The 17489-nt window shown below is 59.5% G+C and carries 16 protein-coding genes, 1 tRNA gene and 1 pseudogene; 14 read left to right on the top strand and 4 right to left on the bottom strand.

Annotation, left to right across the window (positions count from 1 at the left end; genetic code table 11):
• Positions 1-126: 126 nt before the first annotated feature.
• From TU80_RS02505 to TU80_RS02495, 3 genes are all read left to right on the top strand, one after another.
• Positions 127-735, top strand: a complete 609-nt coding sequence (locus TU80_RS02505; RefSeq protein WP_057003776.1) for a response regulator transcription factor — start codon at positions 127-129, stop codon at positions 733-735.
• A gap of 1 nt (position 736) precedes the next feature.
• Entirely contained in the window at positions 737-4354 is a 3618-nt protein-coding gene (locus TU80_RS02500) for a transporter substrate-binding domain-containing protein (RefSeq protein ID WP_057003775.1), read from the top strand.
• Positions 4355-4488: 134 nt separating this feature from the next.
• Complete coding sequence (locus TU80_RS02495) at positions 4489-4911, top strand: ANTAR domain-containing protein (RefSeq protein ID WP_057003774.1); 423 nt, start codon at positions 4489-4491, stop codon at positions 4909-4911.
• 170 nt (positions 4912-5081) lie between these two features.
• Here TU80_RS02495 and TU80_RS02490 read toward each other — a convergent pair whose 3' ends face one another.
• The gene (locus TU80_RS02490) at positions 5082-6158 is read right to left on the bottom strand and encodes a 3-deoxy-7-phosphoheptulonate synthase (RefSeq protein ID WP_046384006.1); all 1077 of its coding nucleotides are present in this window, start codon (positions 6156-6158) and stop codon (positions 5082-5084) included.
• 338 nt (positions 6159-6496) lie between these two features.
• Positions 6497-6631, bottom strand: a complete 135-nt coding sequence (locus tag TU80_RS33660) for a hypothetical protein (RefSeq protein ID WP_256350929.1) — start codon at positions 6629-6631, stop codon at positions 6497-6499.
• A 146-nt stretch (positions 6632-6777) separates the two neighbouring features.
• Between TU80_RS33660 and TU80_RS02485 the strand changes: the two genes are divergently transcribed.
• Together TU80_RS02485 and TU80_RS02480 are read left to right on the top strand one after the other, a co-directional pair.
• On the top strand, positions 6778-7545 hold the full coding sequence (locus tag TU80_RS02485) for a carbon-nitrogen hydrolase family protein (RefSeq protein WP_057003773.1): 768 nt from the start codon (positions 6778-6780) through the stop codon (positions 7543-7545).
• A 1-nt stretch (position 7546) separates the two neighbouring features.
• Positions 7547-7993, top strand: coding sequence for a GNAT family N-acetyltransferase (locus TU80_RS02480; protein WP_046384004.1), 447 nt, complete (start codon positions 7547-7549; stop codon positions 7991-7993).
• Between the two features lie 55 nt (positions 7994-8048).
• Here the strand turns inward: TU80_RS02480 and TU80_RS02475 are convergent, their stop codons facing one another.
• Positions 8049-8288 (bottom strand): DNA-binding protein, encoded by a 240-nt coding sequence (locus TU80_RS02475; RefSeq protein ID WP_046384003.1) that lies wholly within the window; start codon positions 8286-8288, stop codon positions 8049-8051.
• A gap of 83 nt (positions 8289-8371) precedes the next feature.
• On the opposite strand from TU80_RS02475, the gene TU80_RS02470 reads away from it, so the two are divergent.
• The 7 genes and pseudogenes from TU80_RS02470 to TU80_RS02440 form a co-directional block, all read left to right on the top strand.
• On the top strand, positions 8372-8728 hold the full coding sequence (locus tag TU80_RS02470; RefSeq protein ID WP_017847078.1) for a helix-turn-helix domain-containing protein: 357 nt from the start codon (positions 8372-8374) through the stop codon (positions 8726-8728).
• 165 nt (positions 8729-8893) lie between these two features.
• Entirely contained in the window at positions 8894-9535 is a 642-nt protein-coding gene (gene gacA / locus TU80_RS02465; RefSeq protein WP_026140040.1) for a response regulator transcription factor GacA, read from the top strand.
• A gap of 1 nt (position 9536) precedes the next feature.
• Positions 9537-11360, top strand: a complete 1824-nt coding sequence (gene uvrC / locus TU80_RS02460; protein WP_017847080.1) for an excinuclease ABC subunit UvrC — start codon at positions 9537-9539, stop codon at positions 11358-11360.
• 32 nt (positions 11361-11392) lie between these two features.
• Complete coding sequence (pgsA, locus tag TU80_RS02455; RefSeq protein WP_017847081.1) at positions 11393-11953, top strand: CDP-diacylglycerol--glycerol-3-phosphate 3-phosphatidyltransferase; 561 nt, start codon at positions 11393-11395, stop codon at positions 11951-11953.
• 63 nt (positions 11954-12016) lie between these two features.
• Positions 12017-12092, top strand: a tRNA-Gly gene (locus TU80_RS02450).
• A gap of 226 nt (positions 12093-12318) precedes the next feature.
• On the top strand, positions 12319-14148 hold the full coding sequence (locus TU80_RS02445; RefSeq protein WP_057003693.1) for a tyrosine-type recombinase/integrase: 1830 nt from the start codon (positions 12319-12321) through the stop codon (positions 14146-14148).
• Positions 14149-14619: 471 nt separating this feature from the next.
• Positions 14620-15150: pseudogene (locus TU80_RS02440) on the top strand (transposase); the annotation flags it as partial.
• A 40-nt stretch (positions 15151-15190) separates the two neighbouring features.
• Here the strand turns inward: TU80_RS02440 and TU80_RS02435 are convergent.
• The gene (locus tag TU80_RS02435) at positions 15191-15487 is read right to left on the bottom strand and encodes a PilZ domain-containing protein (protein WP_057003772.1); all 297 of its coding nucleotides are present in this window, start codon (positions 15485-15487) and stop codon (positions 15191-15193) included.
• Positions 15488-15764: 277 nt separating this feature from the next.
• Here TU80_RS02435 and rssB point away from each other — a divergent pair, with 277 nt between their 5' ends.
• Complete coding sequence (gene rssB, locus TU80_RS02430) at positions 15765-16946, top strand: two-component system response regulator RssB (RefSeq protein WP_017848892.1); 1182 nt, start codon at positions 15765-15767, stop codon at positions 16944-16946.
• Complete coding sequence (rssC, locus tag TU80_RS02425) at positions 16946-17428, top strand: anti-sigma factor antagonist RssC (protein WP_017848891.1); 483 nt, start codon at positions 16946-16948, stop codon at positions 17426-17428. The genes rssB and rssC overlap by 1 nt, the downstream gene beginning before the upstream one ends.
• Positions 17429-17489 lie beyond the last annotated feature (61 nt).

The raw sequence follows: 17489 nt of genomic DNA, 5'->3' as shown, positions 1-17489 counted from the left end.
TTCGAGCATTACAACGAGCAGCATCCGCACAGCGCGCTGAAATATCGGTCACCAAGAGAGTTTAGGCGCTTGGCAGCAGCATCAATTTAACGGGGAGTTGGTGTCCGGTTTGATAGGGGCAAGTCCATGGATGACCACCCGTTTATTCGTGCCACTGTCAAATTTCTGTTGAAACAGGAAGGTTTTACTGAAATTGATGAAGCGGGTAATGGCGCGGATGCCGTGCAGAAGGCCAGAGAAGGGCGCCCGGACCTGGTGATTCTCGACTTGGCGATGCCCAAGTTGGGTGGCCTGGAGGTCATCAGTCGGATCAAGGCCTTGGGCCTGCCGTGCAAGATCCTGGTGCTCACGTCCTACTTGGCGGTGTTTTTTTCGACCCGGTGCATGCGGGCCGGTGCCATGGGGTTTGTCGCCAAGACCGGCGAGTTGGACGAGCTGCAAAAAGCAATCAAGGCTGTGATGTGCAACTACAGCTGCTTTCCCAGCCTGCCCACCAGTTCGGTGCGCCGCGATGATTTGCAGACCTCCGAGCACGAGTTGGTGGAAGCTCTTTCGGACCGCGAGTTGACGGTGCTGCAGAAGCTGGCCCTGGGCCTGGGCAACAAGGAAATCGCCGAGGACATGCTGCTGAGCCACAAGACCATCAGCACGTACAAAACCCGCCTGAAGGAGAAGTTGCGCATGTCCTCCGTCGTGCATTTATCCAAGTTCGCCCAGCGCAATCACTTGATCTGAAATGACTGCCACTGCGTTCAGGCGGCTCGCCGCTATCTTGTTGATGGGCCTGTTGCCCATGCTCGCAGTGGCCGTCGATCAGCCACACGCGCTGCGCCTGTTGGGGCACTCTCAGCTCGAAAACCCCCGCCTGACGCTGGATGAAACCGACTGGCGCTGGCTACGTGAGCGGCGCACGTTGGTGATGGGGGTGTCGGCGCCGGATTACGCGCCATTCGACCTGAGCAACAACAACGACGAGCTTGAGGGCATTACCGCCGATTATGCGGCGCTGGTGGCGCAGGCGTTGAATATCATCATCGAGGTGCGACGCTACGACACCCGCGATGAAGTGATTGAAGCGCTCAAGCAGGGCGCGGTGGATTTCGTTGGCTCGGCCAACGGCTATGAAGCCGCAGACCCTGAGTTGGAGCTGTCACGCTCTTACGCCAACGATCAACCCACCCTGGTCACCCGCATCGGAGACACCCAGGCCCTGAGCGCAGACTTGGCCGGCAAACGCGTGGCCATGCTGTATCACTACATGCAGCCCGATGCCGTGCAGCAGTTCTACCCCCACGCGCAGTTGCAACTGTTTGCCTCGACCTTCGAAGCCATCGGTGCGGTGGCGTTCGGCCGGGCTGATGTGTACCTGGGCGATGCCATCAGCACCCGGTACCTGATCAACAAGAACCACCTCAATAACGTGCGCGTGGCGGATTTTTCCGGCCTGGAGGTCAACCCTTTCGGGTTTGCGTTCACCAAGGACAATATTCGCCTGCGCAGTATCATCAACGCCGCGTTGGCCATCGTGCCGGTCAACCAGCAGATGGATATTCTGCGCCGCTGGAGTGCTGGCGGCAGCGGTTTCATGGAAGCCGAACGGCTGCGCCTGAGTGACAGCGAGCAGCGCTGGCTGGAGAAACACCCGCGGGTGAAAGTGGCGGTGCTCGACAAGTTCGTGCCATTGTCGTTTTTCAATGAGCAAGGGCAATTCGAAGGGCTGAGCGCGGAAGTGCTGGCGCGGATCAGCTTGCGCACGGGCCTGAAGTTCGATGTGGTGAAGGGCAGTTCGTTGCCTCGACAAATCGATGAGGTCAATGCTGGCCAGGCAGACATGCTGGCGGTGATTACCCCCAGCGTTGAGCGGACCGAGAAGTTGCGCTTCACCCGGCCTTACCTGTCCAACCCGTATGTGCTGGTGGTGCGCGCCGAAGACGAGCGGCTGGTTACCCTGGAGGACTTGCCCGGAAAGCGCCTGGCGTTCATTCGCAGCAACAGCCTGGGTGAGCAAATCGCGCGGGATTACCCCGGTATTGAGTTTATCGACAGCGCAAACCCCGAAGCCGCCATGGAGTTGGTGGCCAATGGCGGGGCCGATGCGACTGTTATTTCGCTCATCAGTGCGCGCTACATGATCGCGCGTCATTACCGCGACCGCTTGCGTATGACCAGCACCGTCGGCACGGAGCCGGCGCGGATCACGTTTGGCGTCAACCGCAGCCAACTGGAGTTGTATTCGATCCTCGACAAGGCATTGTTGAGCATCACACCTGAGGAGCTGGATGAGCTGACCAATCACTGGCGCAGCGAGATCATCATTGAAGACAGCTACTGGCTGCGCCATCGCAACGCAATCATCCAGGGTTTCAGTCTCGCCGCGGTGCTGTTGTTGATCACCCTGTGCTGGGCCTTTTACCTGCGCAGCCTGATTCGCAAGCGCGCCCAGGCCGAGCGGGCGTTGAGCGATCAGATGCGCTTTATGAGCGTGTTGATCGACGGCACGCCTCACCCGATTTACGTGCGCGATCGCCAGGGGCGGTTGATGGCCTGCAACAATGCCTACCTCGACGTGTTCGGTTTCAAGCTCGAAGACGTGATCGGCAAGACCGTGGTGGAAACCGACACCGGTAACCCGCCGCAAGCCCAGTCGTACCATGACGACTACCTGAAGTTGATGGCGCGGGGCGAGCCGCAGATTCATGACCGGATCCTCAGGGTGCCGGGCGGCGAAGTCCTCACGATTTACCATTGGATGCTGCCGTACCGCGACGGCGACGAGAAGGTCGTGGGCATGATTGCCGGCTGGGTGGATGTGAGTGAGCGCCACCGCTTGCTGGGCCAGTTGCAGGAAGCCAAGGACGATGCCGACGCCGCCAACCGCGCCAAGACGACGTTCCTGGCCACCATGAGCCACGAGATCCGGACGCCGATGAACGCGGTGATCGGCATGATCGAGCTGGCACTCAAAAGCGCCGAGCAAGGTCGAGCGGATCGCGATGCGCTGGAAGTGGCGTCGGTGGCCTCGCGCGGCATGCTGGAATTGATCGGCGACATCCTGGACATCGCCCGGATCGAATCCGGCCACCTGTCCCTGGCCCAGGAGCCCGCCAACCTGCGTGAGCTGCTGGCCTCGGTGGTGCGGGTTTTCGAAGGCCTCGCGCGGGCCAAAGGGCTGGCGCTGCGCGTGACGCTCGATCCGGCGCTCGATCGCCCGGTGCTGATCGACCCGCTGCGCTTCAAGCAGGTGGTTTCGAACCTGCTCAGCAATGCCATCAAGTTCACCAGCAAAGGCCAGGTGCAATTGGGCGCCCAGGGCGATGTCGCCGAGGATCAACTATGGCTCAGGTTGTGGGTGCAAGACACCGGTATGGGCATCAGTGCTCAGGACCAGCAGCGGCTGTTCAACCCGTTCAGCCAGGGCAGCAACGCTGAACAATCGGCGCGCAGCGGTTCCGGCCTGGGGTTGGTGATCAGTCGCAGTCTGTGCGAAATGATGGGCGGTCAGTTGCACCTGAGCAGCGTGTTGGGGCAGGGCACCCGGGTGGACGTGAGTGTGGCGCTGAGCCTGGCGGCCGCGCTGCCGGTGCCGGCTTCGGCGCCTGCTCCGCACAGCCCACCGACACGCGCGTTGAGTATCCTGGTGGTGGATGACTACCCGGCCAACCGTTTGCTGCTGGCCCGGCAGTTGAGCTTCCTGGGGCATCGCATTACCACGGCCGAGGACGGTGTGCAGGGGCTTGCGCTGTGGCAGGCCGGGCACTTTGATGGCGTGATCACCGATTGCAATATGCCTCTGAAGGACGGTTACACATTGGCGCGGGATATTCGTACTCAAGAGCACGAGCGAGGCCTGGTGCCGTGCCTGCTGCTGGGGTTTACCGCCAATGCCCAACCCGAAGAAGCCGAGCGCTGTCGCCAGGCGGGCATGGACGGGTGCCTGTTCAAGCCCACCGGGCTCGAAGACTTGCGATCGGCCCTGGCGCCGCGCATGGCGAGCCTATGCGAGCCGCAAGCCGAACCGGCGTTCGATCTGGGAGCGCTGATCATGCTGACGGGGGACGATCATGCCGCGCTCAACGAATTGTTGATGCCGCTGCTCGACAGTCTGGAAGCCGATCAACGGCTATTGCCGTCATTGCGACGTCAGGCCGACTTTGCCCAGTTGCATGACCTGGCACACCGCGCCAAAGGCGGCGCGCGGATGGTCAAGGCGCACGCGCTGATCGCTTGTTGCGAAACCTTGGAGGCCGTGTGCGAACGGCAGGACCTCCAGGCGTTGGGGGCAGCGGTTGAGGACGTCGAGCAGGCGATCGATGATTTGCATCACAGCTTGAGCGTTTATTGCAATCAACCTTGACGCGGTTGGGTGGTTATTCGGTGGATTTGGGACAACTCCTACATGAAGGGGGAACATGCCTGATTTTGTCTGCGGGATATGTCTGGAAAATGGGCTGCTCTCATTCAACGAGCACAGCCTGCCAGGGGTTTGCCATGCCGAACAAAGCACTGACCATCCTGATTGCCGATGAACAGCACCTGCAACGGTTGTATATCGAAAAAATGCTCAACCGATTGGGGTATCACCGGATTGTGCCGGTGCAAACCTTTGAAGAGGTCCAGATCCTCACGGCGATCCCGGCCGAACCCTTTGATGTGCTGATCGTCAATGCAGGCTTGGCGACCCACGCCGGTGGGCCGCAGGCCCAGGTACGCCACGTGCTGGTCTACGATCACTTGGACCTGGGCGTACCCGTCGGCTCGACACCGCAGGTACTGGTCCGCTTGCCCGGCGTACCGGATAACATCAATCTTGAGCACTTCATGGACATCATCGACCCACCCGAGGCCGCCGCGGGCTTGCGGGTATTGCCCTGGCTGCGGGAATTATCGCGCACGCCGGTGGCCGGGGTTTAGTTCCGCGTCGGCGCGATGCCATTGGGGCTGTCAGGCGCTGGCCCCGTCACGGCCCGCAACCTGCAGCATGTCGGCAGCGCTCAAGGTCAGTTGCAGGGGCTTGAGGTTGCTCTCCAGGTTGGCGGCCGTCCGGCTTGCCCGCGCTTTGCAGGCAAGCCGGTGTCCATTGCTCAGCCGATGGCGTGTTCGCGCAAGCGTTGAGCTGCGCTGCGCAACAGCTGCTCGGTGCTGTCCCAACCCAGGCAACCGTCGGTCACCGACACGCCGTATTTCATCGCCGGGCCCAATGGTTGGCAGCCTTCGAACACGTGGCTTTCGAGCATCATGCCGATCAGCGAAGTGTCGCCCTGCAGGCGTTGCTCCAGCACTTCATTGAACACTGCCGGCTGACGCAGCGGGTCTTTGCCACTGTTGGCATGGCTGCAATCGACCATGATCCGCGCGGTCACCTTGGACTTGGCCAGGTCCTGTTTCACCTGGGCCACGCTCTGCGCATCGTAGTTCGGCCCACGGTGACCGCCGCGCAACACCAGGTGGGTGTCGGGGTTGCCCGGGGTCTGGATGATCGCCGGGTGGCCCTGGCTGTCGACGCCGAAGTGCCGGTGCGGGTGGGACGCCGAGCGCATCGCATCGCAGGCAATGGCGACGCCGCCGTCGGTGCCGTTCTTGAAGCCGACGGGCATGCCCAGGCCGCTGGCCATTTCGCGGTGGATCTGCGACTCGGTGGTGCGTGCGCCGATGGCGACCCAACTGAGCAGGTCGTCGAAGTAGCCGGCGGCCATCGGTTGCAGCAACTCGGTGGCGACCGGCAGGCCCAGGCGCAGCATCTCACGCATCAGTTCGCGGGACAGGCTGAGGCCGGCGGCCATGTCATCGCTGCCATCCAGGTGCGGGTCGTAGGCCAGGCCTTTCCAGCCAATGGTGGTGCGCGGTTTTTCGACGTAGGCGCGGATTACCAGCAGCATCTGGTCGCTGACGTCCAACGCCAGTTTCTTCAGGTTGCGTGCGTATTCCATGGCCGATTCCGGGTCGTGGATCGAACACGGACCGACGATCACCAGCAAACGTGAATCTTCGCCATTGAGAATGGCGCGCACGGCTTGGCGATGGGCGTGGATTTGCTCATTGAGGAATGGGCTGAGAGGTAACTGGTGCTTGAGTTCAAGGGAACTGGGCAAGCGCAGGGTCAGCGCTTCATTGGCGCTGGTCAGGGTAGAGACGGGCAGAGCGGCGACGGAGGAGTTCATCTTCAAGGCTTCCTGGGCAAGCGGCGGGCGATTCCCGCACGCTCTGCCCTACTGGGGTGTTCGACAATTGGCCGTAGTGGCTACGTGTGTTGGCTTGCCACCGATAGGTGACCGATCGGAGGCGGCAGGCTGTCCCGAGCGGAGCTTGCTAAATCGCCATGCAGTGCTGGTGTCGTAGCGGTAATAGGTGGCGTAGTTCATGTCGTGATTCCTTTAAATGGTCTTGATCAAACAAAGTGTTCAGGGCTGAAAAAACAAAACCCCCGATCGGGGAGCCGACCGGGGGTTAGATTTCTCTGGTAGGCGACCCCTTGAGCAGTGGGCGCCGATTTCAGGTATCAGGCGCGCCAGTGGCTAAACCAATACCCAAAATAAAAGCTGACCAGTGCGCTCAAACCGTTCACACGGGTAGCCGATACCGAGCGCGAGGCGCTGGCAGCAGGGCAAACCTGGGTGTGGGTGAGTTGCAACATGGTGGCTCTCCAAATGATGGTGGCAGCTTACTAGAGGCGCACGGGTGGATTCAATCGGTAATTTCTATTGTGTGGAGGTACTTACGACTATGGGGTGAGTGCCGATATGCTGGTGGCCACTCAATAATGATTGCCGGGACGCAACCATGACTGCCTTGACCCTTGCCGCCGCTCAATCCGTTTCCATCGCCGGCGACGTACCGGCCAATATCCTGCGGCACCTGGCGTTCATGCGCGCCGCGGCTGAGCAGGGCGTGCAAGTGCTGGTGTTTCCGGAGCTGTCGTTGAGCGGGTATGAACCATCCTTGGCGGCTGAGCTGGCAATCGCCCCCGAGGACGCGCTGTTGACGCCGCTGCGCGAGATGGCGCGGGAGCTGTGCTTGACGGCGGTGGTGGGCATGCCGATCCGTTTGGCGCCAGGGGCGGGCGTGTCGATCGCCGCGTTGGTGCTGGGAGCAGACGGTTCGCTTGCGGTTTACACCAAGCAGCATCTGCATCCCGGCGAAGAGGTGGCGTTTGTCGCGGGGCAGGGCGGTGACATGCTTGAGTGGCGGGATGATCGGATCGCGCTGGCGGTCTGCGCCGACTTTTCCCACGCCAGCCATGCACGTCAGGCTGCGCAAGCGGGCGCCACTGTATACGCCGCCGGTGTGCTGATCAGTGAAGGCGGCTACGCAACGGACAGTGCGTTGCTCCAGGGCTACGCCGCCGAGCATGGCCTGGTGGTATTGATGGCCAATCACGGTGGCCCCTCGGGCGGCTGGGCGTGCGCGGGGCGCAGTGCTATCTGGGGCGCCGATGGGCAGGTGCTTGCCGCCGCGCCGGGGGTGGGCGACGCGCTGCTCATTGCCCGTCGCGATGGCGGGCGCTGGACCGGTCAAGCGGTAGCACTGTGGGCTGAAGGGGCGCGATGACATGACGTTTCACCTGCGCGCGGCGACTGACCAGGACCGCTCATTTGCCCGGACGCTGACCTACGAAGCCATGCGCGGCTACTACGCGCAATACCGTTTGCTGTGGTCCAACGATGGTTTCGACGTGGCCTGGGCGGGGCGCGAGAATTGGCTGATCTGCAGCGACGATACTGTGGTGGGCTTCATCAGCCTGAGTCGCGACAGCCAGGCGCTGTACATTCGCGAGTTGCATATTCTCGAACCGTTCCGTGGCCGTGGAGCAGGCAGCTGGGTACTGGAGCAAATGGCACTCAAAGCGTGCGGTCAAGGTCGCGGTCTTTTACGGTTGACCGTGTTTAAAACCAATCCGGCAAAAAGGCTTTATCAGCGCAAGGGCTTGCAAGTTGCGGGTGAGGAAGCGTGCTTCTGGTGCATGGAGCGCGATTGTCGGCCCATGTCCGCAGACTAATAAGTGACTCATTTGCGCAAAACAGGCACAACGGCTTAATAAGCGCATACTGAACCTAGGGCAATATTTCTTGTTCCTGCCTCAGAGGCTCATTCTCGGCAAGGATGATGCCTTCTTTCATGCCCAGAAGGACCGCTACCTTATGGGCCTCTCCCCGCCGTCCTTTCTTGCGCCCAGCGAGCACCTGATACGTGGTTGCCGGGTCGACACCGTGTTCCCGGGCGAACGCTTGAACCGACTTACCTTGGTGTTCAAGCCAAGCCTTGGCTTGTGCAGCAGTACGAATTCCGGGCATAGTTCAAAACCGTTCAAGTTTGTGTAACCAAGGGATCAGCGTATCACCTCTTGGGGTGTGCCAATTTAGGATCATACATCCAAATGAGTGGAATCGGTTTGCGTCTAAGGCAGGAAAGAGAGCGGCTTGGGTTGTCGCAAAAAGTGTTTGGTGAAATTGGAGGCGTTGAAGCGAACGCACAAGGCAAATACGAAAATGGCGGGCGGGCGCCGAAGGCCGATTATTTATCGCGTGTGGCCGAAAGAGGCGTGGATCTTCTGTACGTATTAACAGGCGCTCCCACGCCGGCGCAAATGGATAACTTGAGTCAGATCGAAGAAAAGGTGCTGGGCAACTATCGGGCGATGTTCAAAGAGGACCAGGATGCGATCCACCGATTGACCTCAACCTTGGCTGAACATTCGTCAATGTTGATAATGAATGGTAAATCCAAGCTGTAGCCCGGGATTCCTGACCTTTCCCCCAGGAAATAGCGTTGCGCGTCGTTCGACGGGCGCGCTTCCCGGCGTCAAGCGCTATATATATGACACTTGCAACTAGGTCTGCGCCTTGGTTTTTTGCTAAGGTGTTCAGCAACCTATAAGACCATATCGCGAGGTGTCTGCTTGATTAGGGTGCTAGTAGTCGATGACCATGATCTCGTTCGTACAGGCATTACACGAATGCTGGCTGACATCGATGGCCTGCAAGTAGTCGGCCAGGCTGAATCGGGTGAAGAGTCCCTGATCAAGGCCCGGGAGTTGAAACCCGATGTGGTGTTGATGGACGTCAAGATGCCTGGGATCGGCGGCCTTGGCGCCACTACCAAATTGTTGCGCAGCCATCCGGACATCAAAGTCGTGGTGGTCACCGTGTGCGAAGAAGACCCGTTTCCTACACGTCTGCTGCAGGCGGGGGCGGCGGGATACCTGACCAAGGGCGCAGGCCTGGCGGAGATGGTACAAGCCATTCGCCTGGTATTTGCCGGCCAGCGCTACATCAGCCCGCAGATCGCGCAGCAGTTGGCGATCAAGTCCTTCCAGCCCACCAGCGATTCGCCGTTTGACGTGCTGTCGGAGCGTGAAATCCAGATCGCCTTGATGATTGTCGGCTGCCAGAAGGTGCAGGCCATCTCCGACAAGCTGTGCCTGTCCCCCAAGACCGTCAACACCTACCGCTATCGCATTTTCGAGAAGCTCGCCATCAGCAGTGATGTTGAATTGACCCTGCTCGCGGTGCGCCACGGCATGGTGGACGCCAGCGCCTGACATGACCACACCGTTTGATCCGAGTGCCTTTCTCTCGACCTGCAGCGGCCGCCCCGGCGTGTACCGCATGTTCGACAGCGAGGCGCGCCTGCTGTATGTGGGCAAAGCCAAGAACCTGAAAAACCGCCTGGCGAGCTACTTCCGCAAGACCGGCCTCGCGCCGAAAACCGCGGCCCTGGTGGCGCGTATCGCCCAGGTCGAAACCACCATCACCGCCAACGAAACCGAGGCGCTGCTGCTTGAGCAGACGCTGATCAAGGAATGGCGGCCGCCTTACAACATCCTGCTGCGTGACGATAAATCCTACCCCTACGTGTTTTTATCTGACGGCGACTTCCCACGCCTGAGTATTCATCGGGGCGCGAAGAAGCAGAAGGGCAAATACTTCGGACCTTACCCCAGCGCCGGTGCGATCCGCGAAAGCCTGAGCCTGCTGCAAAAGACCTTTTTCGTGCGGCAGTGCGAAGACAGCTTCTACAAGAACCGCACCCGGCCGTGCCTGCAATATCAGATCAAGCGTTGCAAGGCACCCTGTGTCGGCCTGGTTGAACCGGCGGAGTACGCCGAGGATGTGCGCCATTCGGTGATGTTCCTCGAAGGGCGCAGCAACGCCCTCACCGACGAACTCTCCGGTGCCATGGAACAAGCCGCGAGCACCCTGGATTTCGAGCGAGCCGCCGAGTTGCGCGACCAGATCTCCCTGCTGCGGCGTGTGCAGGACCAGCAAAGCATGGAAGGCGGAACCGGCGACGTCGATGTGATCGCTGCGTTCGTCAACCCGGGTGGCGCCTGTGTCCACCTGATCAGTGTGCGTGGCGGTCGGGTGTTGGGCAGCAAGAACTTCTTCCCGCAGACCGGGATCGACGAGGAGGTCGCTGAAGTCATGGCCGCGTTCCTGGGCCAGTATTACGTCAGCAGCCCCGAGCGCGACTTGCCGTCGGAACTGATCGTCAACGTGGTACATGAAGACTTCCCGACGTTGATCGAGGCCATCCACGCGTTGCGTGGCCGTGAACTGGACATCAGCCACCGCGTGCGCGGCACGCGGGCGCGCTGGCAGCAACTGGCCGTGACCAACGCCGAGCAGGCCCTGAGCGCACGTCTGGCGAATCGACAGCACGTGGCCGCGCGCTTCGAGGCCCTGGCCGAAGTCCTCAACCTTGACGAACCGCCCCAGCGCCTGGAGTGTTACGACATCAGCCACTCCAGCGGCGAAGCCACGGTGGCGTCCTGCGTGGTGTTCGGGCCGGAGGGGCCGATCAAGTCCGATTACCGGCGCTACAACATCGAAGGCGTCACCGCCGGCGACGACTACGCCGCCATGCACCAGGCCTTGACGCGCCGCTTCAGCAAATTGAAGGAGGGGGAGGGCAAGCTCCCCGATATCCTGCTGGTGGACGGCGGCAAGGGCCAGTTGTCCATGGCTCGCGACGTGCTCAACGAACTGGCGGTGCCCGACCTGATCCTGCTCGGCGTGGCCAAGGGCGCCACGCGCAAGGCCGGCTTCGAGACGTTGTACTTGAATGATGCCGCCCATGAGTTCACGTTGAAGGGCGACTCGCCTGCGCTGCACCTGATCCAACAGATCCGCGACGAAGCCCACCGTTTCGCCATTACCGGCCATCGCGCCCGTCGCGGCAAAACCCGGCGAACCTCAACCCTGGAAGGCGTGGCCGGAGTAGGCCCGACACGCCGACGCGACCTGCTTAAACATTTTGGTGGCTTGCAAGAGCTCTCCCGTGCCAGCATTGACGAAATAGCTAAAGCACCCGGTATCAGTAAAAAGCTCGCTGAGTTGATTTATGCAAATCTGCACAGCGAGTAGAATGCCTTCTCACCTCGTAGCCAGTTGTGCCGATGAATATCCCTAATCTGATCACCGTTCTACGCGTCCTGCTTATTCCGATTTTCATTTTGTTGTTCTATTTGCCTTACGAATGGAGCTACATGGCCTCCAGTTCGGTGTTCGCCGTTGCGGCCGCCACCGATTGGCTCGACGGCTACCTGGCCCGACGCCTGGAACAGAGCACGCCGTTCGGCGCGTTCCTCGACCCGGTGGCCGACAAACTGATGGTGGCCGTGGCCCTGGTGCTGCTGGTGCAGGAACACGGCAACCTGTGGCTGACCTTGCCGGCTGCGGTGATCATCGGCCGCGAGATCGTCGTTTCGGCCCTGCGCGAATGGATGGCCGAAATCGGCGCCCGCGCCCACGTCGCCGTGTCGAACATGGGCAAATGGAAAACCGCCGCGCAAATGCTCGCGTTGGTGATCCTGCTGGCCAACCCGTCGGACTTTTCCTTCTGGGTCTTGCTGGGCTACGCCTTGCTGCTCATCGCTGCCGGCCTGACGCTGTGGTCCATGCTCCAGTATTTACGCGCTGCCTGGCCTCATCTGCGCACCACGGTTGAAAAAAAATAAAACTTTTTTGAATCAAGGGGTTGACGGGTGCTGAGGATTCTATAGAATGCGCCTCACCAAGACGCGGGAATAGCTCAGTTGGTAGAGCACGACCTTGCCAAGGTCGGGGTCGCGAGTTCGAGTCTCGTTTCCCGCTCCAAATTATGATCTACAGAGTTCCGTGGAATTATGTAGGTCTCTGAAATCAGGACCTTAGGGTCCTTTTTTCGTTCCAGCGAGTTCCACTGGAAACCACCGACAGCCACGACTTTTAAGTCCATTTTTAAGTCCATCAATACGGGTGTCACGGTTTCCGGATTGTTGCTGGAGGAGCGAGGCCTGCGCGACAAGTATCTAGTTCTGACCAAGAGTTCAGGAGCTAGAGCATGGCACTCTCGGATCTGGCTGTCCGGCAAGCAAAAGCAACCGGAAAGCCCTACACCCTCGGCGACCTTGATGGGCTGTCCCTGGCGGTGGCGCCTGAAGGCGGAAAGTCGTGGCACTACCGCTACTACTGGGCCGGTAAGCAGAAACGCATGTCGCTGGGCACTTACCCTGAGGTCAGTCTCCGGGAAGCGCGTGCCCTACGCGACGAAGCTCGAGCTCTTTTGGCCAAGGGCATCAACCCCCGAGCACACCGTAAGCAGAAGCGGCAGTCCGTCCGCCTCGCGGACGAGAACACATTCAAGGCCGTGTTTGACAAGTGGGTCGAGCATCGTAGGCTCGTTCTCAAGGAAGGACGGCAGAGCACGCTTTCACAGATCCAGCGCATCTTTGCCAAAGACGTTCTTCCTGTTCTTGGGAAGCGGTCAATCTATGAGATCCAGCGCCCCGACCTGTTGGAAGTCGTTGCAAGGATCGAGCGTAGAAAGGCGCTCACTACCGCCGAAAAGGTCCGTACCTGGTTCCGGCAGATGTTCCGTTACGCACTGATCATCGTCCCTGGGTTACCGCTGAACCCAGCGTTCGATCTGGATGTCGTCGCGTTGCCTCAGCCGCCTGTGCGTCACAATCCATTTCTGCGCATGCCTGAACTTCCGGTCATGCTCCAGATACTACGCAAGTATCCCGGTAAGCTGCAGACCCAGCTTGGCCTTCGGTTGCTACTTTTGACAGGGGTTCGCACTGGGGAGTTGCGACTGGCGACGCCGGATCAGTTTCGCCTTGATAAGGGCCTCTGGATCATCCCCCCTGAAGTGGTAAAACAGCTGCAGCTTGAACTGCGCAAGGAAGGCAAGCGTTCCGGTGATATCCCGCCCTACATCGTGCCGCTCTCTGTGCAGGCGATGGAGGTCGTTCGCCACCTGCTCGATCAAGTGAAGCCGGCGCAGCGATACCTGTTTACTCACTACAGTGATCTGAAAAAGCGCATCAGCGAAAACACACTCAACGCCGCGCTGAAACGGATCGGGTACAAGGATCAACTGACAGGTCATGGCATCAGGGGGACCATTTCCACCGCTCTCAACGAAATTGGCTACCCTAAGGCCTGGGTCGATGCGCAGCTCTCGCACTCTGATCCTGACAAAGTGAGCTCGGCGTACAACCATGCCGAATACGTGGAGCAACGGCGGCGCATGATGCAGGACTGGGCCGACCGGCTGAACCTGTTCGAGCAAAACCAGATCGAGTCAGCCAGCATGCACCTCACGGTTCATCTAGAAAGTGTTCCGCAATTGGCGGATGGTATTGACGAAGTGATCCCGGCAATGACGCCTGCGCCCATCCTGCTGGTGACGAAGTCAGGGAGCACGATGCCAACTCTGCCAGCGACTGTTCAGCGCATATCGGCTGTTTCGGGACCAATGCCTGAGTTTTCGGATATTCAGCGTGAGCGGCTGGAAATGCTGGAGATGTTCAATGCCCCGCATAACCTGCCGGCTGCGGTGTTCGCTGAGATGGCCGGTAAATCACGCCGGAGGATCAGTTACGAGATTCAGGCCAGAAAAGTGCTTGCGCTGAGCCTGGGTAACCAGGGGCAGCGCGTTCCAGATTGGCACCTAGATCCCCTGAAACATAGGTTGGTGCAGGCTGTTCTGAAGCATTCGCAGGACGCTGATTCCTGGGAGATTTACCGAGCATTACTGAATCCTCACCGAATGCTGGAAGACCGCACGCCGATCGGGGCCGTTACGTCAGCGAATTTCCATGAGGCTGTCATGGCTGCGTGTTTTACCTTGAAGAGTGGCGAGAGCTCCTCTCCTCAACGAGCATAGAAAAGGATCGGTCACGAGTTCCGGGCCTTAAGGGAATGGCTGGGAAACTAAATGCAGAACCCGTGGCTTCTTAGCTGAAATTTGTAATCGAAACGATATCGTGGCTGAGAATCTCGACATTTAATCGTTAGCTTGCTATCATAATTATACATTCCGCCATGTTGAGATGCTTGAGAAATTAGAAGCCCTGACGGCCATGAACCGTCAGGGCTTTACTTTGTCAGCTAAATGCTCAACTGGAAGATGGCCTCGGAGCAGAGGGTGGATGTCCAGTGAAATCCATAAGTTAATGGCATGGGGTGCTAGGGGTAGAGTGTTCGAATCACTCCGTACCGACCATATTTTTCAATGACTTAGCCCAATCTTCATCGGTTGGGTGCTTTTTCATGATGCACCAGGCATGGCGCGTTGCGCGCAAGCGCAACCAGCTTGGCTGGCGCAATAGCCCTGCTGTTCGGAGCGCTGATGCCATTGCCGGATCGGCTGACCGCGCGACTGCTGAGCAAAACCGTCAAGGGCAAGGTGTGTCAGATCCTGACGTCGATGGCCGATCCGCTGCGCTTTCCATCCGACGAAATCGTCGATCTGTACAGCCAGCGATGGGAGATTGAACTCGGATTTCGGGAGATGAAACAGACGCTGCTCAACAGCAGTTATACGCTGCGCAGCAAGACGCCAGAGATGATCGAGCAAGAGTTGTGGGGCGTGTTGTTGGGCTACAACTTGTTGCGCTATCAGATGGTGGAAATGAGTCGCCACTGTCCTGGCATTTACCCGTGCGAAATGAGCTTTACCGCCTGCACTTGGGCGATTCTCGGGTTTATCAACAGCGTCTCCGCCGACCGTTCCGGGAACATTCCCAAGTATTTGGCCGAGCTTCATGCTTCAGCGCCGCACTACGTGCTGCCGCATCGACGTGAGGAGCGCGTTTATCCTCGGGCGATTCGGCTGAAATCACCGAAGTATCCGATCAGAAATAAAAATGCCAGTCAGCTTAACTGACTGGCATTAACCATGTGGTCGCCTTTTTTGTGCGCGGGTATTAGCGCATTTTCAGGATCTTCAGCCCCAGATGCTGGCCGTCGCCCTCGTTCTTCGCCCATACCACCTGGGTGTCCGCTTCCAGGCCCGCGAGGGCCGCGTGCTCCGACTCGATACGCACGGTCAGCAGATCGCCCACCGTGAACTGGCGAGGTGCCTGCACCTGCATGCCGGAGCTGGAGAGGTCCACGCAAACCCCGTCAATTTCTTGCCCGGCATGGATCAAAGAGACATTGGCATCCACTCGCATGCGGATGAAATCGCGCTTTTCAGCGTAGTCGCGCTCGTGTTCGCTCACAGCTTCCATCCTTACTTTGTGTTGTGGTGATGGCTGTTCTTATAACTCCCGGTGATTTGCGATGTAAAGACGTTCGGCGACCATCGGCATGAGCTTGAAACCCCTGTCGGATGGGAGTACCGTCTGCGCCTTAGAAGGGCACCTCTGCTTTACCTTTGTGCGTGGGCAAAAAGCCTATGCTTTGTAGGACAGAGAGGCTAGAAAGCGAATCCAGTAGCGTGAGCCCGGCCATTGCCGAGCCGCCTACGCCAACCTAATTCTGGCGCCGTTTGCCCACATGCCAAAAACCAGTGCCACGCTGCTGATAATCGATGACGACGAAGTAGTGCGCGCAAGCCTTGCGGCCTATTTGGAAGACAGTGGCTTCAGCGTCCTGCAGGCCAGCAATGGCCAACAGGGTCTCCAGGTATTCGAGCGCGACAAGCCCGACCTCGTGATCTGCGATCTGCGCATGCCCCAGATGGGCGGCCTCGAACTGATTCGCCAGGTGACCGAGCTTGCTCCGCAGACGCCGGTGATTGTCGTGTCCGGTGCCGGGGTGATGAACGACGCCGTCGAGGCCCTGCGCCTGGGCGCCGCCGACTACCTGATCAAGCCCCTGGAAGACCTGGCGGTGCTGGAGCACTCGGTGCGCCGCGCCCTGGATCGCGCACGCCTGCTGGTGGAAAACCAGCGCTACCGCGAAAAGCTCGAAACCGCCAACCGCGAACTCGAAGCCAGCCTGAACCTGCTCCAGGAAGACCAGAACGCCGGTCGCCAGGTGCAGATGAACATGCTGCCGGTCAGCCCGTGGACCATTGATGAGTTCAAGTTTGCGCACCAGATCATCCCGTCGCTGTACCTGTCGGGTGATTTTGTCGACTATTTCCGCGTAGATGAGCGGCGGGTGGCGTTTTATCTGGCCGACGTGTCCGGCCACGGCGCGTCCTCGGCATTTGTCACCGTGTTGTTGAAGTTCATGACCACACGGCTGCTGTTCGAATCCAAGCGCAATGGCACCTTGCCGGAGTTCACCCCCTCCGAGGTGCTGGGCCACATCAACCGAGGCCTGATCAGCTGCAAGCTGGGCAAGCACGTGACGATGGTGGGCGGCGTGATTGATGAAGAAACCGGTCTTTTGACCTACAGCATCGGCGGTCACCTGCCGATGCCGGTTTTATACACTCCTGACAGTGTGCGCTACCTGGAAGGGCGTGGTCTGCCCGTCGGCTTGTTCAATGAAGCCACCTACGAAGACCACATCCTGGAGCTGCCGCCGACCTTCAGCCTGACGCTGATGTCCGATGGCATCCTCGACCTTCTTCCAGAGCCTACACTCAAAGAGAAAGAAGCCGCCTTGCCCCAACGGGTCAAGTCGGCGGGCGGCAGCCTGGATGGCCTGCGGCAGGTTTTTGGATTGGCCACGCTAGGGGAGATGCCGGATGATATCGCCCTATTGGTGTTGAGCAGGAATCTTTGATGAGTACCGGAAGAATCCAATTCGCCGAGCAAGACGGGACGTTTGTCCTGAAGTTTGTCGGTGAAGTGCGCCTGACCTTGTGTTCGGCGCTGGATGCAACGATTGAGCGGATCTTCACAGCGCTGAATTTCTCGGCGATCGTGATCGATCTGACCGAAACCCGCAGCATCGATAGCACCACGCTTGGGCTGTTGGCCAAGTTGTCCATTCTGTCTCGGCAGAAGGTCGGCCTGTTGCCCACTGTCGTCACCACCCACGAAGACATCACCCGTCTGCTGCAATCCATGGGCTTCGATCAAGTGTTCAACATCGTTGACCGCCCGATCCCCTGCCCGGAATGTCTGACCGACCTGCCGTCCCAGGACCAATCCGAGGAAATCGTGCGGATCAAGGTGCTGGAAGCGCACAAAATCCTGATGGGCTTGAACGAGTCCAACCGCGAAGCCTTCCACGACCTCGTCAACGCCCTCGAACGCCACTGACACTCCCCAGGTGTGGGAGGGGGCTTGCTCCCGAATGCCCCAGACCTGTCAGTACATGCCT

Origin of the sequence: Pseudomonas veronii (genome assembly GCF_001439695.1) — a bacterium.
GTDB classification, from domain to species: Bacteria; Pseudomonadota; Gammaproteobacteria; order Pseudomonadales; family Pseudomonadaceae; genus Aquipseudomonas; species Aquipseudomonas veronii.
Note: the sequence above shows the minus strand (reverse complement) of the source record. Positions and strands in the feature narration are given on the sequence as shown.